The 18787-nt window shown below is 60.9% G+C and carries 14 protein-coding genes; 1 reads left to right on the forward strand and 13 read right to left on the reverse strand.

The features are described 5' to 3' along the window. Positions 1-24: 24 nt before the first annotated feature. The 3 genes from KTAU_RS18785 to KTAU_RS18795 are packed head-to-tail and all read right to left on the reverse strand — an operon-like array spanning position 25 to position 4811. Positions 25-759: an ABC transporter ATP-binding protein gene (locus KTAU_RS18785; RefSeq protein WP_151729823.1), complete on the reverse strand. Its 735-nt coding sequence runs from the start codon at positions 757-759 to the stop codon at positions 25-27. Beyond that, positions 759-1724, reverse strand: a complete 966-nt coding sequence (locus KTAU_RS18790) for an ABC transporter ATP-binding protein (RefSeq protein ID WP_151729824.1) — start codon at positions 1722-1724, stop codon at positions 759-761. The genes KTAU_RS18785 and KTAU_RS18790 overlap by 1 nt, the downstream gene beginning before the upstream one ends. Before the next feature lie 33 nt (positions 1725-1757). Beyond that, a complete protein-coding gene (locus KTAU_RS18795) occupies positions 1758-4811 on the reverse strand; it encodes an FtsX-like permease family protein (RefSeq protein WP_170293427.1) in 3054 nt (1017 codons plus the stop codon). A gap of 765 nt (positions 4812-5576) precedes the next feature. Between KTAU_RS18795 and pckA the strand changes: the two genes are divergently transcribed. Next, a complete protein-coding gene (gene pckA, locus KTAU_RS18800) occupies positions 5577-7160 on the forward strand; it encodes a phosphoenolpyruvate carboxykinase (ATP) (RefSeq protein WP_151729826.1) in 1584 nt (527 codons plus the stop codon). A 120-nt stretch (positions 7161-7280) separates the two neighbouring features. Here pckA and murD read toward each other — a convergent pair whose 3' ends face one another. From murD to KTAU_RS18850, 10 genes are all read right to left on the reverse strand, one after another. Continuing rightward, positions 7281-8678, reverse strand: a complete 1398-nt coding sequence (gene murD / locus KTAU_RS18805) for a UDP-N-acetylmuramoyl-L-alanine--D-glutamate ligase (protein WP_151729827.1) — start codon at positions 8676-8678, stop codon at positions 7281-7283. A 189-nt stretch (positions 8679-8867) separates the two neighbouring features. Then, positions 8868-10235, reverse strand: a complete 1368-nt coding sequence (locus KTAU_RS18810; RefSeq protein ID WP_151729828.1) for a universal stress protein — start codon at positions 10233-10235, stop codon at positions 8868-8870. 71 nt (positions 10236-10306) lie between these two features. Next, on the reverse strand, positions 10307-10927 hold the full coding sequence (gene kdpC, locus KTAU_RS18815) for a potassium-transporting ATPase subunit KdpC (protein WP_151729829.1): 621 nt from the start codon (positions 10925-10927) through the stop codon (positions 10307-10309). A 27-nt stretch (positions 10928-10954) separates the two neighbouring features. After that, entirely contained in the window at positions 10955-13168 is a 2214-nt protein-coding gene (kdpB, locus tag KTAU_RS18820) for a potassium-transporting ATPase subunit KdpB (RefSeq protein WP_151729830.1), read from the reverse strand. Between the two features lie 3 nt (positions 13169-13171). Continuing rightward, positions 13172-14908, reverse strand: coding sequence for a potassium-transporting ATPase subunit KdpA (kdpA, locus tag KTAU_RS18825; protein ID WP_174844078.1), 1737 nt, complete (start codon positions 14906-14908; stop codon positions 13172-13174). 35 nt (positions 14909-14943) lie between these two features. After that, positions 14944-15039 (reverse strand): K(+)-transporting ATPase subunit F, encoded by a 96-nt coding sequence (kdpF, locus tag KTAU_RS18830; RefSeq protein ID WP_151729831.1) that lies wholly within the window; start codon positions 15037-15039, stop codon positions 14944-14946. 110 nt (positions 15040-15149) lie between these two features. Then, the gene (locus tag KTAU_RS18835; protein ID WP_151729832.1) at positions 15150-15620 is read right to left on the reverse strand and encodes a DNA-binding transcriptional response regulator; all 471 of its coding nucleotides are present in this window, start codon (positions 15618-15620) and stop codon (positions 15150-15152) included. A 90-nt stretch (positions 15621-15710) separates the two neighbouring features. Then, entirely contained in the window at positions 15711-16211 is a 501-nt protein-coding gene (locus KTAU_RS18840) for a putative universal stress family protein (protein WP_151729833.1), read from the reverse strand. Between the two features lie 183 nt (positions 16212-16394). Continuing rightward, positions 16395-17129 (reverse strand): response regulator transcription factor, encoded by a 735-nt coding sequence (locus tag KTAU_RS18845; protein WP_151729834.1) that lies wholly within the window; start codon positions 17127-17129, stop codon positions 16395-16397. A 463-nt stretch (positions 17130-17592) separates the two neighbouring features. Further along, the gene (locus KTAU_RS18850; RefSeq protein ID WP_151729835.1) at positions 17593-18675 is read right to left on the reverse strand and encodes a cobalamin-independent methionine synthase II family protein; all 1083 of its coding nucleotides are present in this window, start codon (positions 18673-18675) and stop codon (positions 17593-17595) included. Between the last annotated feature and the right edge of the window lie 112 nt (positions 18676-18787).

An 18787-nucleotide genomic window follows, 5' to 3' on the forward strand; every position in this document is an offset into this window, starting at 1 on the left:
CCTATGCTCTGGCTATCACCCCGGCTAGCGGAGGGTGCCGTCTGAGATTTCAAGGACGCGGTCGGCCAGGGTCACGGCCTCGGGATCGTGGGTAGCCATCAGCAGGCCGATGCCGCGTTCATGGGCTAGCTCGCGCAGTAACTGCATCATCGCGCGGGCCGTAGTCGTGTCCAGATTGCCTGTTGGCTCATCTGCTACAAGCAGGCGTGGCTCATGCACCAAAGCCCGAGCCAGGGCCACCCGCTGCTGTTCTCCGCCGGATAGCTCAAGACCGCGATGGCGCAGCCGGTGGGCCAATCCCACGCGCTCCAGAGCCGCCTGGGCCCGCTGACGGCGCTCCCTCGGCTCCAGGTGCACCAGTCGCAGCGGCACCTCGACGTTCTCCTGAGCTGTCAACGATGGGAAGAGATGGGCGTTTTGGAAAACCATTCCAATGGCCTCCCGACGCAAGCGAGCGCGAGCCTGCTCATTCAGGCGGCGCAAGCGCTGTCCGAGCAGGATCACCTCCCCTTCGGTGGGATCGTCGAGACCGACCAAAATATTGAGCAAGGTAGTTTTGCCTGAGCCGGAGCGTCCGCGCAGGACCACAAACTCCCCCGGCTCAATACGCAGTGTCACGCCGCGCAGCGCGTATACGACGCTGTGCCCACTACGAAACTCGCGCCAGACATTGTAGGCTTCCACTACCGCTGGCGCCGGCGACTGAAAAGCTCGCTCGCCATATAGAGGGCGCTGATCAAAGCCAAGCTGCTCTTCCATCACAGCTGCTCCTCCCTTGACTCGCTGCCGTTCGAGCCGACGGCAGGTTTCCCGTTGAGCAGGCTGCCAACGGGCCAGAGTTCCACATGGTCGCTGGCAATCACCACCTCAGCGCGTCCGTGAAAAGGAATGCGCTCCAGGGCCTCTTTGGGAAGCTGGAGCCGTCCCACGCGATCAATCAGCACCGACTCACGGTGGGTCTCGCTGGGCAAGGCGATCACCGCGCTGGCGGTGGTCAAATGAGGAGGAACGCTGGCCAGGGGCGCCTCGCGGCGCACCGTCTCCGTGCTCGTGCGCCCATCGCGGATGGCGATCACCCGATCCACATTAGCAGCCAGGGCCGGATCGTGGGTCACCAGGACGATGGTCAGGCCCAGCTCCTGATTGAGGCGGCGCAGCAGCTGGAGAATCTCCCCCGCTGTCTGGGTATCTAGCTCGCCCGTCGGCTCATCGGCCAGCAGGACCTGGGGCCGATTGGCGAGAGCCACGGCAATGGCTACCCGCTGTTGCTCGCCTCCCGAAATCTGAGCCGGCAAGCGTTGAGCCGCCGCTTCCAAACCAATCAAGTGAAGCAGCTCACGTGCTCGTCGAAGGCGCTCGCGGCGCCCAACCCCGCTTAAAAGCTGCGGCAGCTCGATGTTCTCCTGCAAGCTCAGCTCAGGCAGTAAATTGCGCCCGCTCTGTTGCCAGACGTGACCGACCACAAAGCGTCGGTAGAAGAGGCGCTGTCGCTCGTTGAGACGAGCCAGGTCGTAGCCAGCCACCAGACATCGCCCGGCACTGGGACTATCGAGGCCGCCCAAAATATTCAGCAAGGTGGTCTTGCCCGAGCCAGAAACCCCTACCAGGGCCAGCATCTCGCCGGGCTGGACCTCCAGATCCAGCCCCTGTAAGGCCACCACTTCCAGATCAGCCACCTTATAAATCTTGACCAGGTTATCACAGACGATGACCGCTGACGTCATACAAACTCCTTACCAGTACGACCTACTCTCTCCCTAATCCTCGCTGACACGTAGTACGTGGCTCACCGCCGGGTGCGAGACGGTGCGCATCATCAGGCCTAAGGCGAGTCCGAAGAGGACCAGCAGAAGCACAGGAATGGCAGGGAGCCAGGCGGGAACAGCGAGTTGCACAGGCGGCATGCTCTGCGCCACATAGAAAGCCCCGGACGAAGTTGCCGCTGGCGCATTGCCGCTAGTGGCAGTAAAAACCAGGGCCGGCACAGTCAGCCAGGAGAACAAGGCTCCAAACCCGATGCCGAGCAACAGGGCGAAGGCATAGATCAAGAGCTGCTCCCAGGCCAGCGTGGCGGCCAGTTGTCCAGGACTGCCCCCCAAGGCCCGCAGCACAGCAAAAGCCGTCAGGCGGCGGCGCACACTCAGCCAGGAAGCCGTCAGGCTTCCAAAAAGGGCCAGGAGCAGTGCGCTGCTGGCCCCAATCGTCAGCACCCCGACCAAGTCCAGATAGAGTGGAGCGCGCAGCAACTCGTCACGGAGCGCGCGCCGATCGAGGAGCGGTGAGAGCGCCAGCGCTCCTGTCTGGCTGAGTTGTTGACGCAACGCAGCTAGCCGGCTCTCATCGTCCACGGTTCTCAGCCAGACATAATTCAGCGGGGCCTCCTGGGCGACAAACTCCTGCTGAAACTGACTCTGCAGCACCTTCACGTAGGTACCGTAGTCGACGAGCACGCCGCCGTTAGGAACATCATCACCCGGCGAGCCACTCGGCGAAGATGAGGAAACAATGGTTGGAATAGCGTCGACCGTGGCCACATCGAGAAAGGCAAGCGAGAGTTGGCCATCGCTGCTGCTCAGCGTAAAGGTCTTGTGTGGCTCGAGCTGCAGCGAGCGTGCGGCATTGGCATCGACAATAGCAGGCACCACGTGCGTCACGACCGCGTCTCTGCCCGCGCTGACCAGCGACTGCATCAGCGTTGATAGAGGCACAGCCGAGTCCGCTCGCCTCCACTGGGCTGTCTGAGTGAACGTCGCAGCATCAACAGCGCGGAGGGCGATCGATACATCCTGGGTGCCGCCCCCTGAGAGCGTCGTCGCCAGACCCGGCGAAGCCGAGAGCACTCCTGGTAGGCGACGGTAGGCCGCCTTCAGGGCTGCCAGCTCGCTAGGGGCATGAGGCTGTGTGAGCTGACCACTGAGATCGGCACCCACCTGAAAGGAGCTGCTATCGTCGCTACGCTGCACCTGCGAGGCCAATAGCACCTGTGTGAAAAGCAGGCAGGCTGTTGCCAGAGCCAAAAGCAGCGTCATGCGTAGGGACTGGCGAGGGGCGCGTGCCATTTGGACCAGAGCCAGGAGGGGAGCCAGGCCACGGCGAGCTGCTGCCAGGCGCGCACCTGCAGTCAGAATGAGTGGAAAAAGGCGCAGGAGGAGCAACAGGGAGGAGAGGATCAAAAAGAGTGCGCCCAGCAACGTGAGTGGGGTCAGCAGGATCAGGCGAGTGTGATCATCGAGCGCATGCGAATTTATCAAATAGAGTGCCATCCCGTAGCCGGGCACCATCAGCAGCGCGGCCACCACATCGAGGTGGAGGCGCTGCCAGAGTGGGATCTGAGTGGTGCGGGCAGCTTCGCGTCGCAGGGCTAGCACATCGGAGCGTGTCGCACGCCCAATTGTGATGGCCATTGTCAGGAGACCCACCAATGCGGCGGCCAGCGCATAGCCGCTAAGCGAAAAGAGTGTCTCCAGCGGCTGGCTGATCAGCAGCTGCTGCATGAGCTGCTCGTTGCCTGGCAAGAGCACATGAGCCAGACTGAGTGCCAGGCCAAGGGCCAGCAGTGGACCACCAACCAGGGCCAGGAGCACCAGCAGCAGTGCCTGGACCAGGAACATGCCAACAACCTGCAGACGGCTGGCACCCCGGCTGCGTAAGATCGCCACTGCCTCGCTTTGGCGATCGATCAGCAGGTCGGTCATGATCGCGATGAAGAAGAGCACCAGGGCCATCACCAGCGCTACAAGAGAGAAAAGAGGAATCGTGGCTGTAACCATCTGGGTATAAAAATCCTGCAAAGCGGCGCTGGGAAGATTTACCTGCAAATGCTCTATCAAAGGTGGGATATTCAAATCAGGATTATTGAGAATATTACTTTCAACATGATCGATATTGGTAAAAAGCAGCTGGAGGTCTCCGATACTGATCTTCCGAGGATCGATGCGGTAGAGCCAGGAGAGCGTGAAAGGTTCCTCCAAAACGAGGCCGTGCGTCTCTTGCCCGAAGCGATCGAAGAGTGTCAGCAGGCTCTCAGTCGTTGTCAGAAACGTCGCTTGCTGGCCCAGCTGTTGGCCGTTGCTCACTCCCCGGGGGGAAGTTGTAAAGGTAGTGCCCTGCCAGAACGACGGGTCGGGTTGAGGAGAGAAGACCCCCACCACGTGCAAGGTCACATTGTAGACGACGCGCTGGGTAGGAATCTGCACATAAGCAAACTGTGCGATAAAGGTCGAGCCGGGCCGGGCCTTCAGCTGGCTGGCTTCCTGCGAAGAGATGGCGATCTCCAAGATATCCGACGAAGGAGAAGGCAGCGTTGCCTGGGGAAAGCGGCCTGCCAGCAAGGAAGCGTGAGCGGTCAGGCTGGCTGCCGGTTCGGTGACCAGCTGGACCTCGCTGCCGCTAATCGTCTGAGTGTCTGCATTCACCAGCGGAACAAGGGGCGTGGTGATGGAGAGGTTGGCATCGCTCAGATAGCTTCCGAGCAAGTGCCGGAACTGCTGATCGAGCAGTGCAGAAGCATGGCTGAGTCCAGAGATAGAGAGCTGCTCCGCGTTGCTCTCTACCAGAATATCGGCGCTTTGGGGCTGAGCGCGGAAAGCGTCTTGCAAGCCGAGGGAGAGCGTCAGAGCGGAGTAGAGAGGTACGGTACAGAGAATCGTGACCGCTGCCAGCAGGCCCAACGCTGTCAGCGAAAGCAGGCCCCAGGTGCGACGCAGGCGCCAGAAAGCCAGCCTGACAAGCGAGCGCGAAGCAGCCTCCCCGCCGTTGTCAACGGTAGGGGACGGACTGGCAGAACGAAAAGCGGGTAGAAAGCGAGCCATGTTCTTTCCTTCCCGGTGCGATGCTAGGCAGCAGGCGGCCCACATTTGGCTGGACGGTTGGCGGTGGCTCCCGCTTCCCTGGGTTGAGGGATGGCAGGCGAGCGTATTCAGACACCCTGTTCCCACAAAGAAAGGAGTAAGAGGTAGCGGAAGCAATAGGCTGTCCTGAAGACATGTGGATAGCCGGCTGTCTCTCTATAGAGGAAAACGGATAAATGAGCTGAAAGTCGCAAGCATCTGTCTCTAAAGGGAGCATGTCGGCAGCGAAGTGGAGCGAATACCTGCGGGGCAGGAGATGCTGCTGAAGCCTGTCGGCTCTGTCCAAGCGCACAGAAGGGCTGGTGAGTGCCAACAACCTATTCAAGTTTTTTTGCCAATGAATAAGCAACCGTTAGGTCAAAAGCGCCGACGCAGCTCGCTGCAGCCCGGTCCATTCCGTTGTCTGGCGGCTGGAGAGGCTGAGGGAAGAGTAGCAGGCCCGTGGCTCAATGGGTTGCTTTGTCCCGGTCAAGTTTGATAAACTAACGACCGGTAGGGGCATCAACGTTGCTGTGCGGACGCTCAAAGACGGATACGCACACGCGCGTATGCCGAGCGCCGGGCTTGCCTGAGCGCCTCACTTCTCTGTTCATTGTGCTCGTTGGGCATATTTATCGGGCTATGTATGCCATTGGTTTTTTTGATCTCCGCTCAGGAGCCTGTGCGGGTAGGCATACGGCGAGAGGACAAAGCCGTTGCCAACGTGCCCTAAAAGGAGAACACTCTATGACAATGATGATGAGCCGGAAGGCCCTGGAAGAATATGGGCTGATGAACCTGGGCAAGATCCACTGGAATCTTGCCCCGGCCATCCTGGTTGAGCATGCTCTGGCGCGCGGGGAGGGAGTGCTGGCCTCGAACGGCGCGCTTGCTACCAAGACCGCCCCACATACGGGGCGCTCTCCCAAGGATAAATATATTGTCTCGAATGAAGAGTCGGCGTCACGCATCTGGTGGGGCGAGAATAACCACCCGATGGCGCCGGAGCATTTCGAAATGGTGCGTCGTAGCCTGGCCGCCTATCTGCAGGGGCGCGACGTCTATGTGCTGGATGCCGCTGCCGGGGCTGATCCGGCTTACCGCATACCGCTGCAGGTCATTACAGAACTGGCTTGGCATAATTTGTTCGCGCGCCAGCTCTTCCTGCGTGTGAAGGATGAGGATCTGGCCAGCGAGCGCCCGGGCTTCACGATTCTCTGCGTGCCCAACTTCCATACTGACCCACGGACCCACGGCACGCGCTCAGAGACGGCCATCATTATCGACTTTGAGGAACGCCTGATCTTGATCGCTGGGACCCACTACGCGGGTGAGATGAAAAAAGCGGTCTTCACGGTCCTCAATTTTATGCTACCAGCCCAGGGAGTCCTGCCAATGCACTGCTCGGCCAATGTGGGGGAGAAGGGCGATGTGGCGCTCTTTTTCGGCCTCTCGGGTACCGGTAAGACGAGCCTGTCGGCTGATCCGACACGTCGCCTGATTGGCGACGACGAACATGGCTGGGGCGACACGGGCATCTTTAACTTCGAGGGCGGCTGCTATGCGAAGTGTATCAACCTCTCGCGCGAGCATGAGCCGCAGATCTGGAACGCCATGCGTTTCGGCGCCATCTATGAGAATGTCGTCCTCGATGAAAAGACGCGCGAGCCGCGCTATGAGGATGCCTCGATTACTGAGAATACACGTGCGGCCTACCCGGTCGATTTTATCGACAACGTGGTCCTGGAAGGTCGTGCCGGCCATCCCCAGGCGATCATCTTCCTCTCCGCAGATTCTTTCGGAGTACTTCCGCCGATCTCACAGCTGACGACAGAGCAGGCGATGTACTATTTCCTCTCCGGCTACACCAGTAAGCTGGCGGGGACGGAGTCAGGGGTGACGACGCCGCAGGCGACATTCAGCCCATGCTTTGGGGCGCCGTTCCTGCCGTTGCGTCCTGGAGAATACGCCAATCTGCTACGCGAGCGTATTGTCGCCCACAAGGTGCGCTGCTACCTGGTCAATACGGGCTGGACCGGTGGTCCCTATGGGGTGGGACGGCGCATCAACATCAACTATACGCGGGCGATGGTACGAGCGGCGATCAGCGGCGAACTGGAGGGTGTGGAGACAATCACGGACCCTATCTTCGGCCTACATGTGCCTGTAGCCTGCCCTGGGGTGCCCGCGGAGCTGCTCAATCCTCGCAGTACCTGGCCTGATCCTGAAGCCTACGATCGCCAGGCGGCGGAGCTGGCGGCGCGCTTCAAAGAGAATTTCAAGCAGTTTACGCTGCCGGGTGAGGAAATACGCGCTGCCGGGCCGCGCTGAGCTGCTCCCCGTGGCCTGGTCGGCCAGACAGAGATCGGAGGGCTGCACTCGCGAGCTCGCGGGTGCAGCCCTCTTTAGCATTGGCGGGGTCGGTCCGTATTGGAGGCTGAGCTTCCCCTACTAGTGGTCTTGCTCTGGTTCTGGCTGCTGTCCCTTGTGCTCCTGCAAAGCGCGCACATAGGCGATGAAGCGCCGTCCTCGCTCAAATTCGTTCTGGAACATGCCAAAGCTGGTGAAGCCGGGCGAGAGCAGCACGACGTCGCCTGGTCGGGCCAAAGTTACAGCGGCGTCGAGGGCCTCCTCAAAGCGGTCGAAGATCCCTTGAACCGGGTCAGGGCGTCCCTGTTTGGCAGCTTCGGCGCGCAGGGCAGGCAGCAGCTCCTCTGTCCCGCTACCCTGGAGCAGGAGCACGGCGCGGCAGCGCGCTACAATCTGAGCTGGCCAGTCTTCCAGCGGCAGGTGTTTGCTGTTGCCGCCGGCGATCAGGATCAGTGGCTCGTTGAAGGCCATCAGGGCCATGCGCCCGGCGACCGGCGTGGTGCTGGTCGTATCGTTGATATAGCGCACGCCATCGATAGTGGCCACCTCTTGCAGGCGGTGTTCGACGCCGCGGAACTGGCGCACGGTGCTGGCGATGATCTCATCCGGGATCTCTAGCAGACGGGCGACGGTCGTAGCCAGGAGCACGTTTTCCAGATTATGGCGTCCGGGCAGAGGAGTGTTGCGGAAGGTAAAAGGCAGCAGCTCGTTGGAGCCACGGGGAAAGCTGCCGCCGCGTTCCAGACTAGCGAACCAGGTGCGGCCCGGCGCCTCTTCGCCAAAGCGGCGTGTCCAGGGATTATCGTAGTTGAAGACGGCCAGGTCTGTGGGCCGCTGATAGCGGAAAATATTGGCTTTAGCCGCGCCGTATTCTTCCATACTGGCATAGGTGTCGAGGTGGTCGGGGTAGAGATTGGTCATGACGGCCACAGCAGGGCTGATGTGATGTTGCTCGAAGCCCTCCAGCTGCCAGCTTGACATCTCCAGGACCACCAGGGTTTCGGGTCTGACCTGGGGCAGCAACGAGAGCGTTTCGACGCCAGCAACGTTGCCGCCGATAACCACGGGCTTGCCGGCGGCGCGCAAGATCTCATAGATGAGCGTGGTGGTAGTAGTCTTGCCACGTGTGCCGGTGACGCCGATGGTGCGTCCCGGGCAGGCAAGCATAAAGAGCGCCAGCTCCATCTCGATCTGGGCGCCGTGAGCGCGGGCGATCTGCAGGTAGGGTGAATTGCGTGGAATGCCCGGGTTGCGGATAACGATTTCGGCCCAGCGAAAGTCTTCTTCGCGATGTTCGCCGAGGATGAACTCAATGGGCAGGCCCGCCAGGGCGCGAATGCTAGGTGCCAGCACGTCCGCCGGCTTCTTATCGGTCACGCGCACGATGGCGCCCTGCTCAGCAGCATAGCGAGCTGCGGCGATACCTGAACCCTGCAAGCCCAGCCCCATGACCAAAACGCGTTTCCCGCGTAGCTCCATCCGTCAACAGCTCCTCTTCTCCGCTTCTCCGCTCCCCCAGAGAGGGAAGTCTCATCAGCAGTATATAGGAGGTTGTATAGCAGCCTGAGCGCACTGCTGTCAAGCCCCTGCTCTGGAACTGGAACGCGGCTGAACGCCGGTCTGGCTGTCAACCATGCAGGCCGCTCGCCTGCCAGCCGGGCCAGGAGCTTATGTGCGAGGTGAAGAGCTGTCCTCCGCTTCGCTCTCGGGGCGGCGTGGCACGAGATGAATATCGATGTCGTTGCTCAGGCGGAGCAGGCGGTTGACCAAAGAGCCGCGCAGCAGCTCCTCCCAGCGGCGGCGTGTTGGGAGGCCCAGGACGATCAGGGTGACGCGGCGCTCGCGGGCGATAGTAGCGAGCGCCTGGGCAATGTCAGGGCTGCGCACATGGAGCACCTCGGCCCCCAGGTCCTCAGCGAGCAAGGCGTGTGCTTCAAGACGGCGCCGTGCCACCTCCTCCTCAGCGCGCAAGCGACGGCCATATTTGAGCAGGCGCACCAGGCGCGCCGTCACGGAGGCGAAGCCGGTTGGCTCAACGGAGACGGCAATCAGCTGAGCCTGGAGACTGTGCGCCAGGCGCCAGGCATCGCGGATCACCTGGCGGCTGTGAGGACGGTGATCGAAGCCGACCAGGACGCGCTCGCAAGCTGGCCAGAGCTTATTGATCCTATGCGAGGCCATGTATTGCTGCAGCTGGGCCTCGGTCTTCTCGGCAGTGAGCCGGAGGGCCAGCTCGCGCAGGGCCGTCAGATTCCCCTCGCGGAAGAAGTTATTAAGGGCGGCATCGATGCGCTCGCGAGGATAGATGTTGCCATGTTTCATGCGCTGACGTAGGGCATGGGGCGAGATATCGATCAGCTCAACCTCATCGGCCTGGTCGAGAATCCAGTCAGGCAGCGTCTCGCGCACGCGCACGCCTGTGATGTTAGCCACAATGTCATTGAGGCTCTCCAGGTGTTGGATATTGAGGGTGGTCACCACATCGATGCCGGCCTCCAGCAGCTCCAGCACATCCTGGTAGCGCTTTTCATGCCTGGAGCCGGGGACATTAGTATGGGCCAGCTCATCGACCAGCACCACCTGGGGGCGTCGCGCCAGGACGGCCTCCAGGTCCATCTCTTCCAGGGTCAGGCCGCGGTAGGCGATCCTCTTGCGAGGGATGATCTCCAGATCGCCAATCTGCTCGGCGGTACGTGGACGCCCGTGGGTCTCGACGTAGCCGATGACCACGTCAGTTCCGCGGCTTTTGCGTCGGTGACCCTCGTTGAGCATCGCATAGGTTTTGCCTGCTCCCGGGGCGGCGGCCAGGTAGATGCGAAGGCGCCCCCGGCGGCCCGAAGAAGGCCGTGGAGGGTGCGCCTCCGGCGCTGGGGTTGGACCTGTAGCCGGTTTGTGGTCGCTGCTAGCCGCCCCGGCTCCCTGTTGGGGTTGCTGCTGCCCGGCCAGATCCTCATCGCGCAGGCCGTAGCGCTGCAGCAGTTCCTCGGGAGAGGGGCGCCCATCGCTGGACTCGCGGCTTGCTCTCTGCTCGCTCATAGTCGGCAGGCACCTCCCTGCTGGGCTGTGGGCCTCTTCTGCTGATCCATTCCCTTAGTTGCTCGACAGCCTTAGTGTTTAAGAGCGTCGAGCGCCAGATTCAGATCGAGCACATTAACATGAGGCTCGCCGAAAATGCCCAGAAAGCGCCCCTGGACATGGCTCAGTACAAGCTGGCGCACAGTCTCCTGGCTCAGCCCGCGCGCCTTGGCCACACGCGGCACCTGGTAGAGCGCGGCGGCTATCGAAATGTCAGGGTCCAGGCCCGAGCCGGAGGCCGTTACCAGGTCGGCGGGCACCGGACCCGGTGGAGCATCCGGGTTCTCGCGTTTCAGCTCGGCAATGCGCTGCTGCACTGTTTGCACCAGGACCTTGTTGGTGGGGCCGAGATTAGAGGCGCCGGAATTCTCTGCATTGTAGGGCTGGAGGTGGCTGCCGTCATCGCTCAGCGTGGCCGAGGGCCGTCCGTGAAAGTACTTGGGCGAGGTCCAATACTGCCCGATCAACTCTGAACCGACCAGCCGGCCATCGGCATAGCGCAGGCTGCCGTTGGCCTGGTAAGGGAAGAGCAGCTGCGCCAGAGCGGTGACCACTCCTGGGTAGAGCAGGCCCAGCAGAATAGTGAGGAGCAGGGTTAGCATCAGAGCCGGGCGCAGATACTCGCGCAAGAGAGACTTCAATGACAGATGCATGGTGCTCATCCCCTTGAACAAGATGGCCTAGAGCGTTAAGTGCAACAGCGAGAGCAGTAGATCGATAAGCTTGATGCCCACGAAGGGGGCCACGATGCCGCCCAGGCCGTAGATCAGCAGGTTACGCCGCAGCAATGGCCCGGCCCCGATCGGGCGGTATTTGACTCCGCGCAGAGCCAGCGGAATCAGAGCGATGATGATCAGGGCATTAAAGATGACCGCCGATAGCACCGCGCTGTGTGGGGTAGCCAGGCCCATAATATTCAGGGCATTCAGCTGCGGATAGGTAGTCGAGAAGGCCGCCGGGATAATGGCGAAGTACTTCGCCACATCATTGGCGATGCTGAAGGTAGTCAGGGCGCCGCGCGTGATCAGCAGCTGCTTGCCGATCTCCACGATCTCGATCAGCTTCGTCGGGTTTGAATCGAGATCAATCATATTGGCAGCCTCTTTGGCGGCCTGCGTGCCACTATTCATAGCGACGCCGACATCGGCCTGCGCCAGGGCGGGGGCATCGTTGGTTCCGTCGCCGGTCATGGCGACCATGCGTCCGCCAGCCTGCTGCTCGCGGATCAGCTTCAGCTTGGTCTCCGGTGTAGCCTGTGCCAGGAAGTCGTCGACGCCGGCCTCGCGAGCGATCGCTGCCGCTGTCAGAGGGTTGTCGCCTGTGATCATAATCGTACGAATACCCATGCGGCGCAGCTGCTCGAAGCGCTCGCGCATGCCGCCCTTGACAATGTCCTTCAGCTCGATTACGCCCAGTACACGGGCCTGCTCCTGATGATCCTGGCCGGTGCGCCAGGTCTCAGCGACCACCAATGGTGTACTGCCAGCGCGGGCAATCTCATCGACCGTGCGCTGCAGCAGCTCACCATGGGTGTTATCGCCGCCATGTTCATGCACATAGGCTATAATCGCCTCAGCAGCCCCTTTACGAATGGTGCGCACAGGAGGAGCCGCCTCCTCCTCGCCCCTGGCACTGGCAGCCTGTCCATCGGCGTCAGCCAGCACATCGAGACCGCTCATGCGCGTCATGGCCGAGAAAGGCACGAAGCGGCTAGCCTGCTGCTGGAGGCTGACCTCCTCGCCGATTGCGAAGCGCTCGCGGGCCAGCGCCACAATCGAGCGGCCCTCGGGGGTCTCGTCGGCCAGGCTAGCCAGCAGAGCTGCTTGGGCCAGAGCCTGCTCGTCGATGCCGGGCAGGGGTAGGAAGCGCGTGGCCTGGCGGTTGCCCAGAGTGATGGTCCCCGTCTTATCGAGCAAGAGCACATCGATGTCGCCAGCGGCTTCCACGGCGCGCCCGCTCATAGCCAGCACGTTGCGCTGCACCAGGCGATCCATGCCCGCGATACCGATAGCGGAGAGGAGGCCGCCGATTGTCGTCGGAATCAAACAGACCAGCAGGGCGATGAGCGTTGTGATCGAAACCGGGCTTCCCGAGTAGATGGCAAACGGTTCCAGCGAGACTACGACCAGCAGAAAGATGATGGTCAAGCTGGCCAGCAGAATATTGAGGGCGATCTCATTCGGGGTCTTCTGGCGCTGCGCTCCCTCGACCAGGGCGATCATCCGATCGAGGAAAGTTTCGCCAGGATTGGCGCCGATGCGCACAATAATCCAATCCGAGAGCACGCGTGTCCCGCCGGTCACAGCACTGCGGTCGCCGCCGCTCTCGCGGATGACCGGAGCCGACTCACCGGTGATGGCCGATTCGTCGACCGCCGCCACACCCTCGATTACCTCGCCATCGCCAGGAATGACATCGCCGGCCTCCACCAGCACATAGTCGCCTTTGCGCAGGGCGGGTGCTGGCACCTCCTCCCAGGGGGCCGAGCGCTCGGGACGGCGCAGGCGCTTGGCCATTGTGGTCGTCCGCGCGCGGCGCAGTGTCTCAGCCTGAGCCTTGCCGCGTCCCTCGGCCATTGCCTCTGCGAAATTGGCGAAGAGCACCGTAAACCAGAGCCAGAGACTAACGGCCAGCACAAAGAGCGTCTCGTTATGTAAACGCGTGACAGGGAAAGCCGGCCCGGGGGCGGTCAGCAGCAGGCGCACGAACTCGATAGTCGTGATCACGCTGCCGACCTCCACCACGAACATCACCGGATTCTTAATCTGCCAGCGTGGATCAAGCTTGCGGAACGCATCCAGTAAGGCCTGGCGCACAATCTGCGGATCAAAAGACGAGACGGCTCCTTTGCGCCGTGTCTTCCACGGTCGCACTTCCAGTGTGTGACTGCTCATTCTTCAGAAGGTCCTTCCTGCCAGCATCAGCAAATGTTCAACAATTGGCCCGAGGGCGTAAGCCGGGAAGTAGGTCAAGGCTCCCACGATCAGGATCACTCCCACCAGAAGCGAGACGAAGAGCGGCCCCGTCGTCGGGAAGGTGCCTGGTCCGGCGGGGACAACGCGCTTGCCGACGAGCGAGCCGCCAAAGGCCAGGATGGGAATCAGGAAGGCGAAACGCCCGATCAGCATAGCCAGAGCCCCGGTCCAGTTGTAGAAAGGTGTATTGCCAGCCAGGCCGGCGAAGGCTGAACCGTTGTTGCCGTTCGAGGAGGTATACAGGTAGAGAATCTCTGAGAGGCCGTGCGGGCCAGTATTCGTCGTTAGCGATGCCAGGCCCTGGGGCAAGACGCTGGCCACGGCGGCGAAGCCCAGGACCGTAGCCGGGCTAATCAGCAGTGCCAGAGCAGCCATCATGACCTCTTTACGCTCGATCTTCTTCCCGAGGTACTCTGGCGTGCGCCCCACCATCAGCCCGGCGATAAAGACTGTCAGGATGGCGAACATCAGCATGCCGTAGAGGCCCGAACCGACGCCGCCGAAGATCACCTCACCCAGAGCGATATTGGCCAGAGGCACCAGACCGCCAAGCGGTGTATAGCTGTCAAGGAAGCTATTGACTGCTCCGCAAGAAGTGGCGGTTGTCGTCACTGTAAAGAGCACAGAGTCAGTAATACCGAAGCGCACCTCCTTGCCCTCCATGTTACCGCCGGGCTGCAGGGCGGAAGCCTGCTGGTTGACCCCCAGATGCGCGAGCAAAGGGTTTCCGCCTTGCTCGGCGGGCAGGGCCACAGCCAGGCCGAGGACAAAGAGGATGGCAGCAGCGGCCCACAAAGCCCAGCCCTGACGGGTGTTGCCGACCATGCGTCCGAACATATAGAACATGCCTGCCCCGATGCTGATGATCGCCAGCATCTCGATCAGATTCGTCAGGGCGGTCGGATTCTCATAGGGGTGGGCTGAGTTGGCATTGAAGAAGCCACCGCCATTGGTCCCCAGCTCTTTGATAATCTCTTGGGAGGCAACTGGCCCCTGAGCAATGACCTGCAGGCCGCCGTCGAGAGTATGGACGACCGTGTAAGGGTTGAAATTTTGGACCACGCCCTGTGAAACCAGGACCAGGGCCCCGACCAGGCAGATGGGCAGCAGGATATAGAGCGTGGCGCGCGTCAGGTCGACCCAGAAATTACCAAGGTGCTCGGCGCTGTGGCGGGCCAGGCCGCGTACTAAGGCCACGGCCAGAGCCATACCGGTGGCCGCCGAGATAAAGTTATGGTAAGTCAGGCCGGCCATCTGGGTCAGGTAGCTCATGGTCTGCTCGCCGGCGTAGTTCTGCCAGTTTGTGTTCGTCGTAAAACTGGCGGCTGTATTAAACGCCAGCTGTGGCTCTACTGGTCCCAAATGCTGCGGATTCAGGGGCAGCCATTGCTGTGTCCGCTCCAGCCCGTAGAGCAAGAGCATGCCAGCCAGATTAAAGACCAGCATGGCGATCACGTAGCCGGTCCAGCGTTGTTCCCGTGCTGGATCAATGCCGCAGGCGCGGTAGAGGAAGCGCTCTAGCGGAGCGAAGACCGGCGACAGCCAGGTGCGCTCGCCGTTGAAAACCTTGGTCATATAGAGGCCAAGCGGCTTCGTCAGCGCTAACACCAGTGCTAAAAAGAGAGCAATCTGTACAAAGCTGTTGAACGTAATGGACATTGCAAAAGCCATCCTCTATGGCTGAATGAGAGGTTTTAGAAGCGCTCCGGCTTCAGTAGTGCGATAAACAGGTAGATCAGCAGCAGCAACGCGATCAAACCGGTCAGCAAGTACTCCAGTGGTGTATTCATCGAGATAGCTCCTTCGTCCTTCAGCGGGGCCTGCTCACAAGTGCTCGCAGGCCAGCGTGAAACCGATAAAGATCAGGAATATGAGCAAGGTCACCAGCACAATCAGCGTATCAAGCATAGAGCCACTCCTCAGAAGCCAGCCTATCTGTATCTGGTAGGGCGGAAGAATGGGCAACCTGCTCCCCTCGCTGGCGGGCACAGGCTCTGGCAACCAGCCGCAACACGGCGCCAAGTGGACAGAGACGCGGCAGATAGGCAAGCGGACGCTGCTCAGCTCTGTGCCATACCTGAAGCGGATTAGCAGACAACAGGATGACAGGGAGACAGGGATCGCCTTGCTCCGTAGCGTGGGGAGCAAGTAAGCCACGTGCGCGGGCCTGGCGTAGCAGACCCCAGCCAGTATCGTCGCTCAGGGCCAGATCGACGATCAGCAGAGCGGCTTTTCTCCCTGTAAGCTGAGCCAGGGCAGCCGCTGCAGTCTCACAAAGCGTTGTCTCGTAGCCCTGAGCTTGCAGTGCCCGCTGCAGCAGAGAGCCGAGGGATGGATCACTGGTCGCAATCAAGATATGTTCCGTTGTCATCGTTTAATATATACCTCTGCTCTATAGAGCATAATAAATCAGCAAGTCGTGATTGATAGCGCTCTAGCGCCTCTGGCTGAGTGATGCTATCTAGCGAGCGCTGTCAATGCGAGCCAGTCGTCCGAGGCTGTGGACTTTCAGCCAGGCGCAGAACCGTTGCACAAGTGAGAGACCCTCAGACTGCTCTGGTAGATAAAAAAGCATCAGGGGTACCAGGCGCTCGCGCACGAGCCGCTGGACCTGTGATGCGGGTAGCAGAGCGTCGCCGCGCGGACGACGGATGACAAGTACTCGATCGCAGGCGAACTCGTGAGCAAAGCTCACAATGCTTTGCCCGACATCCTCGGTCAATAGCTCATAAGCTTCGCCTTTGACCCTGTAGCGCTGGCACTTCCAGCGCACTACTTCCAGGAAATCCTGTGACTGCTGCCAGTGCTCGGCGCGCAGCTTATTGGGCGAGCGTGTCGTTACCCCTGGCAGCAGAGAGAGCGCGATCAAGCTTGCTCCCTCCAGAGCGGCGAGACGCATAATGGCATCGATCGCCTCTACATCGACCTCCCAGCTAAAGGGGAGTAACCAGCGTCGGCTCATCTTGATCTGTCCCTTCTTGCGGCTTCGCCATCGCATCGCCACCGATAGCGGAGCCTTGGCACTTCGCTGCTTCGGCTTGCTCTCAGCTAGAGTGTAGAGCAAGATCGCTCAGGATGCGTTCCGAGTTTGTCCCACTTTGCTCAAGCTTTTCTCCAGAGGGCGGGGCGAGGACTCAAGACAAACTCAAGGCTCTGAAGAGTCGAGCTCGCGAGCAGCCTCGACCTCATCGCTGAAGCGGTAGCCCACACCGGGAATGGTCAAGATCAAGCGTGGCTCGCCGGGTCGAGGCTCGATCTTCTGCCGGAGCTGTGCCACATAGACATGGAGGCTATGCATGCGATCATACGAAGCTGCGCCCCAGAGCATTTGCAGCAACATCTGGCGTGTCAGCAGCTTACCGCGATGCGTTACAAAGATCCTCAGCAGTTCATACTCAGTCGGGGTCAGAGCCACATCGTGTCCATTGAGCAGCACCCGGCGACTTCCCAAGTCAACCACCAGCGGCCCGATGCGCACCTGCTCCTCCGCAGAATGTCCATTTTGGCGCTCCAGCCGGCGCAAGGCCACGCGGATACGGGCCAGCACCTCAGCGATCCCGAACGGCTTGGCCACGTAGTCGTCGGCCCCCAAATCCAGGGCCTCTACCTTATCGTGCTCGCTATTTTTCACTGAGAGCACAATGATTGGCGTCGGCGAGACAGCCCGGATACGGCGACAGACCTCCAGGCCGCTTACATCGGGCAGCAGCAAATCGAGCAGCACGAGATCGGGATGAGCGCGGCTGAACAGCGCCAGCGCCTCCTCGCCGCTGCCGGTACTCTGGACCCGGTAGCCGTGGGCAATCAGACTGCGCTCCAGAGCGCCAGCCAGTTCCGGCTCATCTTCGACCACCAGGATGGTGGCCCCAAAGCTCGCCATAGTATGACACCTCCCTCAGCCAGGCAGCAGAACCGAACCATCTGCCTCTCCGCTACTACTGGACCGTTTGTCCTTACCTACCCTCAGCCACGGCCAGTATAGCCTGAGAACGGTCAAAAAACGGGCAGAAGTTCGGGGTCTGGTTCTCAGGATTTCCTCAAAAAATGACTCTGTTCCGCCTCGACACCTCTGTCCCCAGAAAGCAAGCTGCCAGCGAGGTCGAGTCGAGAGAAAGGGAGACCTTGCAATAAAGAGGGGGTGGGAGGAAAGAAGAGCAGTTGGAGCTAGACAGGACCTCTGCCTGCCCTCACCCTCGTGCGAGGGGGGTCATCAAGGGCAGGCGGAGACGATGGGTCAGGAGGCGGGAATGTTGCCTGTAGCCGTCCTGGCCCATCGTCGCCTGGCCGAGAGAGAAGAAGAAAAGAAAAGCCAGCTGTCAGCGGCCTGTGCCTGAGAGGGCAACCTAGCCCCAGACCTCGTGCGCCACGCTGGCCACCAATTCCAGCTTGCGACGCTGGTCTTCGAGCGATAGGCGATTCCCTTCGATGGTAGAAGCGAACCCACACTGCGGGCTAAGCGCCAGCCGCTCCAAAGGAATATAGCGCGTCGCCTCCTCGATACGCCGGCGCAGCTCATCGCGGCTTTCCAGCTGCGGCTTCTTCGTCGTCACCAGCCCTAAGACCACAAAGCGGTCCTCTGGCATATAGCGCAGTGGCTCGAAGCCGCCCGAGCGCTCATCGTCATACTCCAGCAGGAAGCGCTGGAAATGCGTCTTCTGGAAGATGCGAGCGATTGGTCCATAATCGCCGCTGGCATAAAACTTGCTTTGATTATTGCCGCGGCAGATATGGATACCGAACGTAATTCCCGGATGGCCATCGATAATGGCGTTATCCAGCTCGATGCAGCGATCGATGAGCTTCTCGGGGTCGTTGCCGCGCTGGCGATAGCCCTCGCGGATCTGTGGATCGAGCAGGGCAGCGTACTGAGGGGCATCGATCTGGATATAGGTGCAACCCAGGCGGATCAACTCCTCGACTTCGCGGCGGGAGATATCAACGATATCGGCGAGGTAGGCATCGAGCGTAGGGTAAGCGCCCTTCGACTTCTCGGGATCGTAGTAGGCCGCGGCCTGCTGGGCGCTAATCATGGTCACCTTACCAGCGTGCTTCTTGCGCGCACGCAGATAGACCCACTCTTCGCTGCACATGTTGCGGCGCCAGCGCAAGCGATCCACCACCACCGGGCGGCGCATGACCAGCTCCTCGCCGCTCTCGTCGCGAAAAGGAATCGCCCAGCCGCCATACTTGTCAAAGCCGTCGAGGGCCTCGATGAGATGGCCGAAGAAGGCATAGCGTCGCTGCTCTCCATCGGTAATCACCTCGATGCCGGCCTCCTCCTGCAGCGCGATCGCCTCATCGACGGCTCGGTCCTCGATGGCCTTAAATTCGGCGGCGCTGATCGCTCCCGCCTCTAACTGCTGGCGCGCTTGATGGAGATAGGGGGGACGGAGCAAACTGCCGATTACTTCGCTATGGTAGACCATTGCGCTTCTCCTTCTTCATGCACTTCTCGTTCTTCTGACTCACTGACTGACCGCTCCCTCTGACCCAGAGTCGTAAGCGAGGGGGAGGGGTTTTCCGGCTGTCTCGGCCAGA

The sequence above is a fragment of the Thermogemmatispora aurantia genome (assembly GCF_008974285.1).
Lineage (GTDB): Bacteria > Chloroflexota > Ktedonobacteria > Ktedonobacterales > Ktedonobacteraceae > Thermogemmatispora > Thermogemmatispora aurantia.

Bases quoted from the DNA above. Each gene is read 5' to 3' on its own strand.
- KTAU_RS18785 (WP_151729823.1), bottom strand. From the start codon at position 759: ATGGAAGAGCAGCTTGGCTTTGATCAGCGCCCTCTATATGGCGAGCGA.
- KTAU_RS18790 (WP_151729824.1), bottom strand. From the start codon at position 1,724: ATGACGTCAGCGGTCATCGTCTGTGATAACCTGGTCAAGATTTATAAG.
- KTAU_RS18795 (WP_170293427.1), bottom strand. From the start codon at position 4,811: ATGGCTCGCTTTCTACCCGCTTTTCGTTCTGCCAGTCCGTCCCCTACC.
- pckA (WP_151729826.1), top strand. From the start codon at position 5,577: ATGACAATGATGATGAGCCGGAAGGCCCTGGAAGAATATGGGCTGATG.
- murD (WP_151729827.1), bottom strand. From the start codon at position 8,678: ATGGAGCTACGCGGGAAACGCGTTTTGGTCATGGGGCTGGGCTTGCAG.
- KTAU_RS18810 (WP_151729828.1), bottom strand. From the start codon at position 10,235: ATGAGCGAGCAGAGAGCAAGCCGCGAGTCCAGCGATGGGCGCCCCTCT.
- kdpC (WP_151729829.1), bottom strand. From the start codon at position 10,927: ATGCATCTGTCATTGAAGTCTCTCTTGCGCGAGTATCTGCGCCCGGCT.
- kdpB (WP_151729830.1), bottom strand. From the start codon at position 13,168: ATGAGCAGTCACACACTGGAAGTGCGACCGTGGAAGACACGGCGCAAA.
- kdpA (WP_174844078.1), bottom strand. From the start codon at position 14,908: ATGTCCATTACGTTCAACAGCTTTGTACAGATTGCTCTCTTTTTAGCA.
- kdpF (WP_151729831.1), bottom strand. From the start codon at position 15,039: ATGAATACACCACTGGAGTACTTGCTGACCGGTTTGATCGCGTTGCTG.
- KTAU_RS18835 (WP_151729832.1), bottom strand. From the start codon at position 15,620: ATGACAACGGAACATATCTTGATTGCGACCAGTGATCCATCCCTCGGC.
- KTAU_RS18840 (WP_151729833.1), bottom strand. From the start codon at position 16,211: ATGAGCCGACGCTGGTTACTCCCCTTTAGCTGGGAGGTCGATGTAGAG.
- KTAU_RS18845 (WP_151729834.1), bottom strand. From the start codon at position 17,129: ATGGCGAGCTTTGGGGCCACCATCCTGGTGGTCGAAGATGAGCCGGAA.
- KTAU_RS18850 (WP_151729835.1), bottom strand. From the start codon at position 18,675: ATGGTCTACCATAGCGAAGTAATCGGCAGTTTGCTCCGTCCCCCCTAT.